Source organism: Pseudomonas sp. FP2300 (assembly GCF_030687595.1).
Taxonomy (GTDB): Bacteria; Pseudomonadota; Gammaproteobacteria; order Pseudomonadales; family Pseudomonadaceae; genus Aquipseudomonas; species Aquipseudomonas bijieensis.
On sequence record NZ_CP117440.1, the window covers coordinates 313,246 to 328,415 of the forward strand.

Annotated in this window: 10 protein-coding genes; 8 read left to right on the forward strand and 2 right to left on the reverse strand. The window is 62.8% G+C overall.

Features of this window, described 5'->3' with window-relative positions; translation table 11 throughout:
- Genes PSH86_RS01310 through PSH86_RS01325 form a run of 4 tightly spaced genes read left to right on the forward strand, consistent with a single transcriptional unit; the run spans position 1 to position 10,521 of the window.
- Positions 1 to 7,239, forward strand: a complete 7,239-nt coding sequence (locus PSH86_RS01310) for an Ig-like domain-containing protein (protein WP_305487272.1) — start codon at positions 1 to 3, stop codon at positions 7,237 to 7,239.
- A gap of 40 nt (positions 7,240 to 7,279) precedes the next feature.
- Positions 7,280 to 8,794 (forward strand): TolC family protein, encoded by a 1,515-nt coding sequence (locus PSH86_RS01315; RefSeq protein WP_109751869.1) that lies wholly within the window; start codon positions 7,280 to 7,282, stop codon positions 8,792 to 8,794.
- A 12-nt stretch (positions 8,795 to 8,806) separates the two neighbouring features.
- Positions 8,807 to 9,592 carry an aspartyl/asparaginyl beta-hydroxylase domain-containing protein gene (locus tag PSH86_RS01320; protein ID WP_109751870.1) on the forward strand — a complete coding sequence of 262 codons (786 nt, stop codon included), beginning with the start codon at positions 8,807 to 8,809 and terminating at the stop codon, positions 9,590 to 9,592.
- Positions 9,580 to 10,521: a sulfotransferase gene (locus PSH86_RS01325; protein ID WP_232201383.1), complete on the forward strand. Its 942-nt coding sequence runs from the start codon at positions 9,580 to 9,582 to the stop codon at positions 10,519 to 10,521. Before PSH86_RS01320 ends, PSH86_RS01325 begins: the two co-directional genes overlap by 13 nt.
- A 132-nt stretch (positions 10,522 to 10,653) precedes the next feature.
- Here the strand turns inward: PSH86_RS01325 and PSH86_RS01330 are convergent, their stop codons facing one another.
- Together PSH86_RS01330 and PSH86_RS01335 are read right to left on the reverse strand one after the other, a co-directional pair.
- The gene (locus PSH86_RS01330; RefSeq protein WP_305487275.1) at positions 10,654 to 11,415 is read right to left on the reverse strand and encodes a slipin family protein; all 762 of its coding nucleotides are present in this window, start codon (positions 11,413 to 11,415) and stop codon (positions 10,654 to 10,656) included.
- Between the two features lies 1 nt (position 11,416).
- On the reverse strand, positions 11,417 to 11,941 hold the full coding sequence (locus PSH86_RS01335; protein WP_176688808.1) for an NfeD family protein: 525 nt from the start codon (positions 11,939 to 11,941) through the stop codon (positions 11,417 to 11,419).
- A gap of 149 nt (positions 11,942 to 12,090) precedes the next feature.
- Here PSH86_RS01335 and PSH86_RS01340 point away from each other — a divergent pair, with 149 nt between their 5' ends.
- From PSH86_RS01340 to PSH86_RS01355, 4 genes are all read left to right on the forward strand, one after another.
- The gene (locus PSH86_RS01340) at positions 12,091 to 12,336 is read left to right on the forward strand and encodes a DUF2789 domain-containing protein (RefSeq protein WP_109751874.1); all 246 of its coding nucleotides are present in this window, start codon (positions 12,091 to 12,093) and stop codon (positions 12,334 to 12,336) included.
- Between the two features lie 213 nt (positions 12,337 to 12,549).
- Positions 12,550 to 13,131: an alpha/beta hydrolase gene (locus PSH86_RS01345; RefSeq protein ID WP_109751875.1), complete on the forward strand. Its 582-nt coding sequence runs from the start codon at positions 12,550 to 12,552 to the stop codon at positions 13,129 to 13,131.
- A 47-nt stretch (positions 13,132 to 13,178) separates the two neighbouring features.
- Positions 13,179 to 14,114: a sigma 54-interacting transcriptional regulator gene (locus PSH86_RS01350; protein WP_109751876.1), complete on the forward strand. Its 936-nt coding sequence runs from the start codon at positions 13,179 to 13,181 to the stop codon at positions 14,112 to 14,114.
- A gap of 212 nt (positions 14,115 to 14,326) precedes the next feature.
- On the forward strand, positions 14,327 to 15,109 hold the full coding sequence (locus tag PSH86_RS01355; protein ID WP_109751877.1) for a MetQ/NlpA family ABC transporter substrate-binding protein: 783 nt from the start codon (positions 14,327 to 14,329) through the stop codon (positions 15,107 to 15,109).
- The last annotated feature ends 61 nt before the right edge of the window (positions 15,110 to 15,170 follow it).

Sequence of the window (15,170 nt, forward strand, 5' to 3'; positions counted from 1 at the left end):
ATGTGGTGGAGCAAAGCTAAGTCGCGGGTAACCGAGGGGGCACAGGCCCTGGCATCGCCAATGATCATGTCCCTGGAGCCGCGAATGCTGTTCGACGGCGCGGTGGCCGCTACCGTGGCCGATGCCGCGCAACCGGACGCCCAGCCCACCGCCGAGGCGGCCAAGACACCCACGGCCGACCAGGCTTCAGACACCCATGCACCGCAGGGGCAGGTCGATGCCACCCAGGCCGCCGTGCCGGGCAAGTCCGTGGTGTTCGTCGATTCACGGGTCAAGGATTCCGCCAGCCTGCTCGAAGGCGTGGCGCCCGGTACCCAGGTGGTGCAACTGGACGCCACCAAGGACGGCTTGCAGCAGATCGCCGATTACCTGGACACCCACCAGGGCATCAGCTCGGTGCAGATCATCGCCCACGGTAACGCCGGTGATCTGTGGCTGGGCAACAGCTACCTCTCGGCGGATAACGTCCAGGCCCGCAGCGAAGTGCTGGCGCAGATCGGCCAGGACATGAACGTCGGTGGCGATATCCTGATCTACGGCTGCTACACCGCCGAAGGCGATCGCGGCCTGAGCCTGGTCGATTCATTGGCGACGTTGACCGGCCGCGATGTAGCGGCGTCCAACGACCGTACCGGCCTTGGCGGTGACTGGGACCTGGAAATCGCCACCGGCAACATCGAAAGCGCCAATGTGCTCTCGGCCAGCGCCATGAGCGACTACCAATGGGGCCTGGCCACCTGGACCGCCACCAACAACCTCAATTCGGGTGTCGGGTCTTTGCGCGCAGCCCTGGCCTCGGCGCAGAACGGTGACATCGTCACCTTCAATACCGGCATGACCGTCGCGCTGACCCAGGTGTTGGACGTCAATAGAAACGTCACCATCGATGGTGATCTCAACAACGATAACGTGGCCGACGTCACCCTCGACGGACAATACCGTACCCAGATCATCAACGTGACAGCCGGGACGACGGCGACCCTCGATGGGCTGGTGATCACTCGGGGCATGACGGCGGGCAACGGCGGCAACGGTGGCGACGATGCGCTCGTCGCCAAGGGTGGTGGTATCTACAACGCCGGCACCTTGACCCTGCGCAACGTGACGGTGACCGCGAACGCCGCTTCGGGTGGTGGTGGCGGTGGTGGTGTGACGCCGCAATACGCCGGCGGTGGCGGTGGTGGCGGCGGCGCGATCACCGGCGGTACTGGCGGCAAGGGCGGCGACACCCTCAATGCCACGGGTTCCAACGGCTCGGCTGGGCAGGGCGGTGCCGGTGGTGGCTTCTTCAACATGGGCGGGCGTGGCGGTTCCTCCACCGGTGGGGCTGGCGGCTCCGCCTATCCGGGCTATAGCACCGGCTCCGCGGGCGGTACGGCCGTCAGCGGTGGGCTGTCCATCGGCGGCGGTGGCGGTGGCGATGGTTATAACGACATCGGTGGTGCTGGTGGCGGGGCGGTCGGCGGTATCTACAACGACACCGGCGCGACCCTGCGGATCATCGGCAACACGGTGATTTCCAACAACGTCGGCGCAGGCGGCGGTGGTGGTGGCGGTGGCGCCGGTGGCGGCTACAACCACACGGGCGGTGCCGGCGGCGTCGGTGTCGGCGCCATCTGGAACAAAGGTTCGATCCTGATCACCGCGGCCAACTTCGCGGCCCTGGCCGGCAACGTCGGTGGCAGTGGCGTGGGTGGCACGAGTGCGGGTACCGCGGGTGTTTCGCCGGCCTCGGTGGCCAACGTCTACGGCGATGGCGGCACCATCAATACCAACTATGTGCCGGACGAGACGCCGCCCACAGCGACTGTCGTGGTGGCCAACACCAGCCTGAACTCCGGTGGCACGTCGACGGTAACCATCACCTTCTCCGAGGCTGTGACGGGCCTTACCGCGGCGGACCTGACGGTGCAGAACGGCACCGTGGGCTCCTTCACCAGCGGCGATGGCGGCATCACCTGGACCGGCACGCTGACCGCGGCCAGCAACATCGCCGACACCACCAACGTCATCACCCTCAACAATACCGGGGTCGCCGACCTGGCCGGCAACGCTGGCGTGGGTACCACCCTCTCGAACAATTACGTGGTCAACGACACCGTGGCGCCGACGGCGTCCATCGTGGTCAGCGACACCGCCCTGAGAGTCGGTGAAACCTCGGTGGTGACCATCACCTTCAGCGAAGCGGTGAGTGGTTTCACGGCCGCCGACCTGACCGTGGCCAACGGCTCGATCAGCGGCCTGAGCAGCAGCGACGGCGGCATCACCTGGACGGCCACCCTGACGCCGGACGCGGCGATCACTGATACCTCCAATCTGATTGTCCTGGATAACACTGGCGTGGCGGACCTCAACGGCAACGCCGGCGTGGGAACGACGAACTCCAACAACTACGCTATCGACACTCTGCGCCCGACCGCCACGATTGTGGTCGCTGATACTGCGTTGAGTGTCGGCGAAACGTCGCTGGTGACCATCACCTTCAGCGAGGCGGTGAGCGGTTTCACCACCGCCGATTTGACGGTGGCCAACGGTACGGTCACCGGGCTGAGCAGCAGCGATGGCGGCATCACCTGGACCGGGACACTGACCCCGAGCGCCAGCGTCAGCGACACCAGCAACCTGATCACGTTGGCCAATACCGGTATTGCTGACTTGTCCGGAAACACCGGCACCGGTACCACCGACTCGAACAACTACGCGATCGACACGCTACGCCCGACCGCCACTATCGTGGTGGCCGATACCGCGTTGAACATCGGCGAAACATCGCTGGTGACGATTACCTTCAGCGAGGCGGTGACGGGTTTCACCCTGGCCGACCTGACGGTGGCCAACGGCAGCCTGAGCGGGCTGAGCAGCAGCGACGGTGGTATCACCTGGACCGCGACGCTCACCCCGAGCGCCAGCATCACCGACGCTACCAACCTGATCGTCCTGGCCAATACCGGCATTGTGGATGCGGCCGGTAATGCCGGCAGCGGCACCACCAGTTCCAACAACTATGCCGTCGACACGGTGCGCCCGACCGCCACCATCGTGGTCGCCGATAACGCTTTGAGGGTTGGCGAAACGTCCCTCGTGACCATTACCTTCAACGAAGCGGTGACGGGCTTCACCACCGCTGACCTGACGGTCGCCAACGGCACGATCACCGGGTTGAGCAGCGGCGACGGCGGCATCACCTGGACGGGCACGCTCACGCCAAGTGCCAGCGTCAGCGACACCACCAACCTGGTCACCCTGGATAACACCGGGGTGACGGACGCGGCGGGCAACGCCGGCAGCGGCACTACCGATTCCAACAACTACGCCATCGACACTGTGCGTCCGACCGCCACCATCGTGGTCGCCGACTCGACCATCGGTATTGGCGAAACAACGGTGGTGACCATTACCTTCAGCGAGCCTGTGACGGGTTTCACCCTGGCCGACCTGACGGTGGCCAACGGCAGCCTGAGCGGCCTGAGCACCAGCGACAATATCACCTACACCGCCATCTTCACGCCGAGCGTGGGCGTCAATGATGCCACCAACCTGGTCACGCTGAACAACACGGGCGTGGCGGACGGAGCGGGCAATACCGGCAGCGGTACCACCGATTCCAACAACTACCTCGTCGACACCCTGCGCCCGACCGCCACCATCGTGGTCGCCGATACGGCCCTGAGCGTCGGCGAAACCTCGCTGGTGACCATTACCTTCTCCGAGGCGGTCAGCGGTTTCGACAATTCGGATCTGAGCGTCGCCAACGGCACGCTGAGTGCGGTCAGCAGCAGTGACGGCGGCTTCACCTGGACAGCCACCTTCACCCCGGCCCTCGGCGTCACCGACACGTCCAACGTCATCACCCTGAACAACACCGGGGTCAGCGATGCGGCGGGCAACAGCGGTTCCGGCACCACCAACTCCAACAACTACCAGGTCGACACCAACGTCCCGACGGCGACCATCGTGATTGCCGATACCACCCTGAGCATCGGCGAGACGTCATTGGTCACCGTGACGTTCAACTCGGCGGTCAGCGGTTTCGACAATTCGGACCTGACCGTCAGCAACGGTACGCTCAGCACCATGAGCAGCACCGACGGCGGCGTGACCTGGACCGCCACATTCACGCCGAGCGCGAGCATTTCCGATACCAGCAACGTGATCACCCTGGACAATACCGGTTTGATCAACGCTTCGGGTAACGCCGGCGTGGGCACCACCGATTCGAACAACTATGCCGTCGATACCGTGCGTCCAACGGCGACCATCGTTGTCGCCGACACTGCCATTGCCGCTGGCGAAACCTCGTTGGTGACCATCACCTTCAACGAGGCCGTGACGGCGTTCACCAGTGCCGACCTGACCGTCGCCAACGGTGTGATTTCGGGGCTGAGCAGCAGCGACGGCGGCATCACCTGGACCGCAACCTTCACGCCGACCGCAGGCATCAACGACTCCAGCAATGTCATCACGCTCAACAGTGGTGGCATCGTTGACTTGGCGGGCAACTTCAACATTGGCACCACCGATTCGAACAACTATGCCATCGACACCGTGCGCCCAACGGCGACCATCGTCATGGCCGATACCAGCCTGAGTGTCGGCGAAACCTCATTGGTGACCATCACCTTCAGCGAAGCGGTGAGCGGTTTCACCAACGCTGACCTGAGCGTTGCCAACGGCACCCTGAGTGCGGTCAGCAGCAGTGATGGTGGCCTGACCTGGACCGCAACCTTCACGCCGACCCTCGGCGTGCGGGATACGTCCAACCTGATCGTCCTGGACAACACCGGCGTCAGCGACGCGGCGGGTAATACCGGCACCGGCACGACCAACTCGGCCAACTACACGATCGACACGCAGGTGCCGACGGCGACCATCGTGGTGGCCGATACATCCCTGAGCATCGGTGAAACCAGCCTGGTGACCATCACCTTCAACGAAGCGGTGAGCGGTTTCGACAACAGCGACCTGACCATCAGCAACGGCACGTTGAGCAACGTGTCGTCGTCCGACGGCGGCGTCACCTGGACGGCCACGTTCACACCGAGCGCGAGCATTGCCGATACCAGCAACCTGATCACTCTGGACAATACCGGTGTCGTCAACGTCTCGGGCAACGCCGGCGTCGGCACCACCGACTCGAACAACTATGCCATCGATACCGTGCGCCCAACGGCGACCATTGTCGTGGCCGACACGGCCATTGCCGCGGGCGAGACGTCGCTGGTGACCATTACCTTCAACGAGGCCGTGACCGGTTTCACCGACGCCGACCTGATCGTTGCCAACGGTACGCTCAGTGGGTTGAGCAGCAGTGATGGCGGCATCACCTGGACCGCGACCTTTACGCCAACCGCTGGCATCACCGACACCAGCAATGTCATCACCCTTGCCAACGGCGGCGTCACCGACCTGGCGGGCAACGCTGGCAGCGGCACCACCGATTCGAACAACTACAGCGTCGACACTCAGCGTCCGACCGCCACCATCGTGCTGAGCGATTCGGTATTGAAACCGGGTGAAACCGCCCAGGTGACCATTACCTTCAGCGAGGCGGTGACCGGTTTCAGCAACGCTGACCTGAGCGTTGCCAACGGCACGTTGAGCGCGGTCAGCAGCAGCGATGGCGGCCTGACCTGGACCGCGACCTTCACCCCGACCCTGGGCGTGACCGACGCCAGCAACCTGATCACCCTGGACAATACCGGTGTGAGCGACGCGGCGGGCAATGCCGGGACAGGCACGACCGACTCGGCCAACTATGCGGTCGAGACGCAGGTACCGACGGCTACGATCGTGGTGGCCGACAACGCGCTCAAGGTGGGGGAAACCTCACTGGTGACCATCACCTTCTCGGAAGCGGTCAGCGGTTTCGACAACACCGACCTGAGCGTGAGCAACGGCACGCTGAGCAACGTCTCTTCTTCCGACGGCGGCGTTACCTGGACGGCCACGTTCACCCCGACGACCAGCATCACCGACACCAGCAACCTGATCAGCCTGGACACCAGCGGTGTGGTCAACGCCTCGGGCAACAGCGGTGTCGGTGTAGTGGTCTCCAACAACTACGCGATCGATACGGTTCGCCCTGGTGCCACCATCACCGTGGGCGACACCACCCTGGGCATCGGCCAGAGCACGACGGTGACCATCAGCTTCAGCGAGGCGGTGTCTGGTTTCGACTTGTCGGATCTGAGTGTCGCCAATGGCGTGTTGTCCAACCTCGCCAGCAATGACGGCGGCCTGACCTGGACAGCGACCCTGACGCCTACCGCAGGCGTCAACGACGCCACCAACCTGATCCTGCTCGACGCCAGCACTGTGCAGGACCTGGCCGGCAACGCCGGCGTGGGCATTGCGATTTCCAGCAACTACGCGCTCGACGCCACCCGGCCGACGGCAACCATCGTGGTCGCCGACCCGAACCTGACGGTGGGCGAGACGACCCAGGTGACCTTCACCTTCAGCGAAGCAGTGACGGATTTTGACTTGTCGGACCTCAGCGTCACCAACGGTGAACTGACCAACCTGACCACCAGTGACGGCGGCAAGACCTGGACGGCCACCTTCACGCCGACAGTGAACCTCACCGACCCGAGCAACTTCATTGCCCTGGACACCAGCAACGTCAGTGACCTGTCGGGCAACGCCGGGGCCAGCGTGGCGGTGTCCAACAACTATGCGATCGACACCGTGGTGCCCAACGATGTGAAGCCGCCGCCGGAGTTCCTGACCTCCGACCCGGTCACGGTTACGCCACCGTCCGAGGTGCCGTTGCAACCGATCGTCTTTACCCCGCCGACCGGCAACCTGGGTACGCCGCTGGGCTTCCCGCCGCTGTTCGAGCAACGGGACCTGGGCAACGGGACTCAGCCGATAGGAAGTATTTTCATCAATCATGGCGCGCTGGCGCCGAGTTATATCGCCCAGGTGTTCGGCAATGACGCCGCCGGCGATGGCTCCGGCCAAGGGTTCCTGGGCTTTGGTGGTGGTGATGGCGGGGTGTTCGGCAGCAGCACGCTGTCGACCCTGTTCAACCAGGACGCCACTTCCGAGGGCGAATCGATGGACGCCTTCGGCAGCCAGTCGATGCAGGGTGGCGATGTGTCCCAAGGGCTGCGCGGGATGTTCGGGGCGCCTACCCTGGGTCAGCAGTTGCAACATCTCAAGGACACTGAACAGCGTCAGGTCGATAGCCTGGCAACCGCGTTACGACAGGTCGGCATCAGCCAGGTGCAGGCCTGATTCTAAAAAAATATTGGGGCAGCCAGGGGCAATCCAGGGAATGAATAGAAGTCAGAAGTTATTCGGTATGAGTTTGCTGGCGTTGGTGGTCAGTGGATGTGCGGTCACCAGCGAGCCGATCGATCGCAGCGTCAGCGAACAGCGCGCCCGAACCGACCTGCAAAACATGTACAAGGACCAGGAGCCCCTCAGCGGCCCATTGACCCTTCACCAGGCCATGGCCCGGGCAGTGAAGTACAACCTCGAAGGTCGCTTGAAGATCATGGAGGAAGCCCTGGCCAAGCGTCAGTTGGACCTGGCCAGTTTCGACATGCTGCCGCGCATGGCCCTGGACGCCGGTTATGTGGGCCGTAACAACGTCAATGCCTCCAGCAGCCAGAGCGTGGAAACCGGCACCCAGTCCCTGGAACCGTCGACCTCCCAGGACCGCGACCGCGAGGTGGCCGACCTGACCATGGTCTGGAACGTGCTCGATTTCGGCGTCAGCTATATCAGCGCCAAGCAGGCCGGGGACCAGCGACTGATCGTGCAGGAGCGCCGGCGCAAGGTGATCAACACCATCGTCCAGGACGTGCGTTCGGCCTACTGGCGAGCCATGGCCGCCGAGCGTTTGCTCAAGCAGATCGACAGCCTGATGGCCCGGGTCGAGACGGCACGCGGCAACAGCCAGAGCATGAGCGAACAGCGCATCGGTGACCCGGTGCAGGCTCTGGGCTACCAGCGCTCGCTGATCCAGGCCACCCGCCAGCTCGAAGAGCAACGCCGGGCGCTGTCCCTGGCCAAGACCGAACTGGCGACCCTGATCAACTTGCCCTTGGGTACCGAGCTGACCCTGGCGACCCAGGATGAATATGACATCCCGGAACTCAAGGTCGACCTGGCCCGTCTCGAACAGGAAGCCCTGGCCAGCCGTCCGGAACTGCGCGAGCAGGATTACCAGACCCGCATCACCGCCGCTGAAACCCGCAAGGCCATGCTGCGCCTGCTGCCGGGGCTGGAGTTCTCCGCTGGCGGGCATTACGACAGCAACTCGTTCCTGGTGGAGCAGGGCTGGGCCGATTATGGCGTGAAAGTCACCTGGAACCTGTTCAACGTGATTTCCGCCCCGGCGGCCATCGATGTGGCCAAGGCCGGTGAAGAAGTGGCGTCGGCGCGACGCCAGGCGATGTCGATTGCCGTGCTGGCGCAGTTGTACGTGGCCAATGCCAACTATCGCGAAGCGCTGCGTCAGTTCAAGACCAGTCAGCAGTTGTCGGACATCGACGGGCAGATTGTCGGTCAGTTGCGCAGCCGTCACCAGGCTGCCGGCATCGGCGAGCTGGACCTGATCCAGGGAGAACTGAACACCCTGCAGGCCGATCTGCGCCGGGACCTGGCTTACGCCGATCTGCGCAACGCCTACGGGCAGATCTTCGCCAGCGCCGGCCTCGACCCGCTGCCAAACGAAGTGCAATCGACCGAAGTCCAGTCGATCGCCACGGCGCTGGCCAACCGCGAAGCGGCCTGGGCCCAGGGCGATATCACGCTGCCGAAGACGGCCACGGTGACCCAATAATCGGGCGCTGGCATGACGCGCCCGGCGTTTTCCCGGCTGCCGGTGGCGGTGGATCTGCCGTTGCTGTTGCAGGCACTGGCGGCCATTGAAGACGAGCGCTGGCAGGGGCATTTCAACAGTGCCTATCACAGCGGCGACTGGAGCGGCGTGGCGCTGATTTCGGCGGCCGATGCCGTTACCGAGCTGGCTCCCGGACGCGGCCAGCCCCTGCATCGCGCGCCTTGGTCAAAGGATGGCCGTTGGCATGAAGCGTTGCGCGACTGGCCCCTGGAGATCGTCTCGGCCCGGCTGCTGCGGCTTGGGCCCGGTGGGTGCATTCACGAGCATCGTGACTATGACCTGGGTGGGCCGGACGCCGACCTGCGCCTGCACGTTCCGCTGCTCAGCCCGCCTGAGGTGGACTTCTTCCTGGATGGGCAAATCATTCCGATGAGGGCGGGCGAGTGCTGGTTCCTCGACTTGGCGCGGCCTCATCGCGTCGATAACCGCAGCGCCGCACCGAGAGTTCATCTGGTGCTCGATTGCCGCCCAGGACCATGGTTGGAACAGCAGATTGCCGATGGACTGCCCACCACGCCCGCCGCTGGCGCCGGGCAAAGCGATCTTGTCCGCTTTCAGCGGCGCGTAGAAGCTGACCCTTACCTTGCCCGGGCTCTGCAGAGCCTGCATGACCCGGACGCTTTCATAGCGTCCGCGCTGGCGCTGGGGGCTGAGCAAGGGCTTTATTTCACTCGGGAAGAATTGCGGGCGGCGATGCGCAATGGTCGCCAGCGGTGGAGAGATCAGTGGAAGACCTGAATCTGCACGGTTGGCTGCCGATCCGCCTATGGCAAGAAGCCGCGCAATGGCAGGTCGATTGGTGCTGGTTTGGCGACACGCGACTGTTGCAGCCGTTTTTTGGCGATGCGGTGGATGACGCCCTGCGCTTGCCCTTCAACCAGGCGTTTCGCCGCCAGACGTCCTTGGACGCTCTCAGCCAGTGGCAGCGACAAAGCCCGGGCCTTGCGCCCAGTGCGTTCATTTTCCATGCCTCGCGTTGTGGCTCGACATTGATCAGCCAGATGCTCGCCCAATTGGACGATCACATCGTCATCTCTGAACCGCCGCCCCTGGATACGTTGCTGCGCAGCGATTTGCCGCCTGCCGAGCGGTGCGTGGCGCTCAAGGGCTTGATGTCGGCCTATGGGCAGCGTCGTCGAGGTATGGAGCAGCGCCTGGTGGTCAAGCTGGACGCCTGGAACATCGGTGAGCTGCCACTGCTGCGTGAGTGTTTTCCCGACACGCCTTGGTTGTTCGTGTACCGCGACCCCTTGGAAATCGCCGTCTCCCACCTGCGCCGCCCCGGTATGCACATGGTGCCGGGGATGATTGGCGCGAGTGTGCTGGACGATGGAGCGCCTTTCAGCGGTCAGGAGGATTTCATCGCCCGCCGGTTGGGGCGGCTGTTGCAGGTGGGGCTGGGGCACTGCCATGAATTTACCGGGCTGGCGGTTAACTACGCTGAGTTGCCTGATGCGATGGCAGGGCGGCTGGCGGTGTTTTTCGGGCTGAATGACGCACAGCGCAAGCAGGTGTTTGCGATGGCGGGGCAGCATGCCAAGCAGCCGGGGCAGGCATTTGTCAGGGACAGCGCGGGCAAGCGCCGGGAGGCTTCGGCGCTGTTGCGTGAGCAGGTCATGCGTTGGGCGCAGGGGCCCTATGAAGCGTTGAAGTCACTGACCACGTAACTGGACAAAACGCTTCTGTGGCGAGGGAGCTTGCTCCCGCTCGGTTGCGCAGCGACCGCCAGATTCTGGGGCTGCTTCGCAGCCCAGCGGGAGCAAGCTCCCTCGCCACAAGGATATTGTCCGCTTCGCCGATCAAGACTTGTTGGGCGACAACTCCGCCATCCCCTTGAGCAACTCGATCGGCAACGGGAAGACGATGGTGGAGCTTTTGTCCCCGGCAATCGACCCCAGCGTCTGCATGTAGCGCAGTTGCATGGCACCCGGCTGGCGGCCGAGCATTTCGGCGGCCTGCATGAGTTTTTCCGAGGCTTGCAACTCGCCCTCGGCGTGGATCACCTTGGCCCGGCGTTCCCGTTCGGCTTCGGCTTGTCGGGCGATGGCGCGGATCATCGATTCATTGAGATCCACATGCTTGATCTCGACGTTTGCCACTTTGATGCCCCAGGCGTCGGTCTGGGTGTCCAGTACTTGCTGGATGTCGCTGTTCAATTGCTCGCGTTCGGCCAGCAACTGGTCCAGGTCATGCTTGCCCAGGACCGCACGCAAGGTGGTCTGGGCCAGTTGACTGGTGGCCATGAGGAAGTTTTCCACCTGGATGATGGCTTTCTGCGGATCGAGCACGCGGAAATACAGCACCGCGTTGACCTTCACCGAGACATTGTCCCGGGTGATCACGTCCTGGGGCGGCACGTCGAGGACAATCGTGCGCAGGTCGACGCGGATCATCTGCTGGACTACCGGAATCAGCAGGATCAACCCCGGCCCTTTGACCTGCCAGAACCGACCGAGCTGGAACACCACTGCCCGTTCGTATTCGCGCAGGATCCGGAACGTCGCCCCCGCCAGTGCGATCAACAGCAACAACAGCAGCGCAAAACCGATTTGCATGCCCATCTCAGACTCCTTGTGAATCAGCGGGGGCCACTTCCAGCAGCAAACCCTTGCGGGCGATGACCCGTACCGCTTGCCCAGGGCGCAGCGGCGTCGCGCTTGCCACCTGCCAGCGTTCGCCTTCCAATTGGACCCAGCCATGATGATTATTCCCGCCCTGCAACGCGGTCACCGTAGTGATGTTGCCCAGCAATGCGGCGTCGCCGCTGACGGGTTGGCGTGGTCGTGTTTTCAACGCACGGACCAGCAGGGCGATCAGCAGCAAGGCGCTGACCAGGCCCAGGCCGATCATCAGGGGAACCGGCACATCAGCGTTGGTCAGGATGACCGCGCCAATCACACACAGGACAATGCCGCCCAGCCCAGCGACGCCATAATTGGGCAGGGCCGCCTCGAAGACCAGCAAGGCCACGCCAACGGCGACCAGCCAGAAACCCAGGGGATCGGTGCCTGGCAGCACGAGGCTATCGGCGCCGAACGCAGGCCCGCTGATCGCCAGCAGCGCAAGCGTCAACCAGTGAATGTTCACAGGACCCTCCGCAACGTGTATTCGTCGGGATGTTATTCAAAGTCTAGTCGAGTCGAGGGTTGATTGAATTTTGATCAGTCTGGCGGTCAATGAGGGGCTAGACTGCGGGAAAGAACCCAACAATCGGTCTTATTGCCAGGAGCCCCCCCATGGAACCCCCGATCCACAGCCTGCCCGCGCTGTTCAAGCAATTGGGCCTGTCCGACGACGCCGTTGAGATCGATAAATTCATCGCGACCCATTCACCCCTCAAGCCTGAGCTGCACTTGGCTGACGCGTTTTTCTGGAGCGAAAGCCAGCAGCAATTGTTGCGTGAAGAAATCCTCGAGGATGCGGATTGGGCGGAAGTGGTGGACCAGTTGGACGTGTTGCTGCGCAAGGGGCGTAGCGAGTGAGGCGCATACGAAACCTGTGGGAGCGAGCTTGCTCGCGATAGCGGACTGTCAGTCGACATTGATGTAACGGACATATCGCCATCGCGAGCAGGCTCGCTCCCACGGTGTTGACTTGTTATTCGTTTTAAGTATTAACAAATAGCTTCTTATTCCTTAAAGAATATAGCTCTCCTCCCTATACTCGTCCGGGAACAGACACGCAGGAGAGCACCCATGCGCAACGAATCGATTCGCTACCTGATTGTGCCGGGCTGGCAAGGATCGCCAGAAAATCATTGGCAAACCCACTGGCAGAACAGCCTGCCTAACAGCGCCAGGGTCGAGCAGGCCGACTGGTTGACGCCTCGGCGCGAGGATTGGGTCGCGGCTTTGGCCGAAGCCATCGCCGCCGACAGCACGCCGGTCATCCTGATTGCCCATAGCCTGGGCTGCATCACGGTTGCCCATTGGGCCGCCACCGCGCCGGTGCAGTTTCTGCGACAGGTGCGTGGGGCATTGCTGGTGGCGCCGGCGGATGTCGAGCGGCCGGCCTGCGCCCCGGCGCTGCGCAATTTCGCGCCGATTCCCACTGATTTGTTGCCGTTCCCCAGCCAAGTGGTCAGCTCCGACAACGACGCCGCCGTGAGCGCCCCGCGCGCCCTGGAGCTGGCACGCAACTGGGGGGCCGAGGCCGGCATCCTGGCGGGGGCGGGGCATATCAACGTGAAGTCCGGCCACCAACGCTGGGAGCAGGGGTTCGCTTATCTCTATCGTCTGCAAAATCGCATGGAGCATCACGCCCTGCGTCGCGCCTGAATTTTTAGCGCCCCCCGTCTCCCGGCGGTCTGGGGCGGGAGCCTGCCATGAGTTTGCATGAAACCTTCGGCCAGCCATTGCTGACCTTTCCCGATGCGGAAAAAAGCCCCCTGAGCATTCGCGCCAAGGCGCTGGTGTTTGTCGACCCCCGTTCGCGGCAGTTGCGCCAGGAGTTGGAGCAATTGGCGCCGCGTGCGATCTCGGTGCTGATACGTGGCGAAACCGGGAGCGGCAAGGAGCTGCTTGCCCGGCATATCCATCGCGCAAGTGATCGCGGAGGGTTGTTCGTCTCGGTCAATTGCGGCGCCATCAGCCCGACCTACGCCGACGCCGAACTGTTCGGCTATGCCGCCGGCAGCTACAGCGGCTCGGCCAGCAGCCGGGCCGGTTGGTTTGGTTCGGCCAATGGTGGCACCCTTTACCTGGATGAGATCGGTGATCTGCCACTGCCAATCCAGATCAAGTTGCTGGCGGCCCTGGAAAACCACGAAGTCACCCGTGTTGGTGCACATCAGCCCAGCCCGGTGGATGTCCGTCTGGTGGCAGCCACCAGCATCGATCTGGCCCAAGCGGTGGCGGCCGGGAAATTCCACGAACGGCTCTACCACTACCTTGGCGAAGGCCAGCTCGAGCTGCCGGCCCTGCGCGAGCGGGTGGGCGATATCCTGTCCCTGGCCGAATATTTCCTGGGCATCTATAGCCAGCGGCTCGGCCTCAGCGTGCCGCTGATCAGCGAGGCGGCACAGCATGCCCTTGAACAGCACAGTTGGCCGGGCAATACCCGTGAGCTGGAAAACGTCATTCACTTCGCGTTGCTGGTGAGCACGGGGGATGAAATCTTGCCGGAGCACTTGAATTTGCCGTCCCAGTCATCGGCCCTGGAATCGATCGACCGCCAGGTGGCGCAGGTCGTTGCACAAGGCACGGCCGCCGAGCGCACGGCCCTCAAGGCGCTGCTCAATCAGTTGAGCCAAGCGCTATAGAGAACACCGGAATTGTGGCGAGGGGATAAATCCCCTTGCCACAAAGTGGTGTTTTTCTATATGAGTAAAATGAATATGAACTTGAATAAAAGATATTGTTAAGGAATAAAAAATATCGGTATTGTCCGCCTCACGCCAGCGATAGCACTTCACTGGCACTCCCACATTTGGCCGTCGTCCATGACGACAGTGATTTTCGATAAGGACACTGCATGAAAAAGGTTCTGTTGTTCACCGCATTGGCGGCAGCCCTGACCTCGGGCCTGGCCCAGGCCGCGGAAAAACTGGTAGTGGCGGCTACCCCGGTGCCTCACGCCGAGATCCTTGAACTGATCAAGCCAGCCCTGGCCAAAGAAGGTGTTGACTTGGAGATCAAGGTCTTCACCGACTACGTCCAGCCCAACGTCCAGGTTGACCAGAAGCGCCTGGATGCCAACTACTTCCAGACCCTGCCGTACCTGAAAAACTTCAACGAAGGTAAAGGCACCAACCTGGTGACCGTGATCGGCGTTCACGTCGAACCGTTCGGCGGCTACTCGAAGAAGTACAAGAAGCTGGCTGATCTGCCAAACGGCGCGACCATCGCGCTGCCCAACGAAGGCAGTAACAGCGGCCGTGCCCTGATCCTGCTGCAAAAGGCTGGCCTGATCGAGTTGAAAGACCCGAAAAACGCTTTGGCGACTCCGAAAGATATCGCCAAGAACCCGCACAATTTCAAGTTCAAGGAACTGGAATCGGCCATGCTGCCGCGTGTGCTGGACCAGGTCGACCTGGACCTAATCAACACCAACTATGCCCTGGAAGCGGGTCTTAACCCGGCCAAGGATGCCTTGGTGATCGAAGGTGCGGATTCGCCTTACGTCAACTTCCTGGTAGCCCGTCCGGACAACAAGGACAGCCCGGCCATCCAGAAACTGGCCAAGGCCTTGACCAGCCCGGAAGTGAAGGCGTTCATCGAGAAGAAATACAGCGGCGCGGTACTGCCGGCGTTCTGATTGGTGCGCTAAACCCTTTCACGGTTTCAAGCGCCGACGGCTGATACAGCGTCGGCGTTTT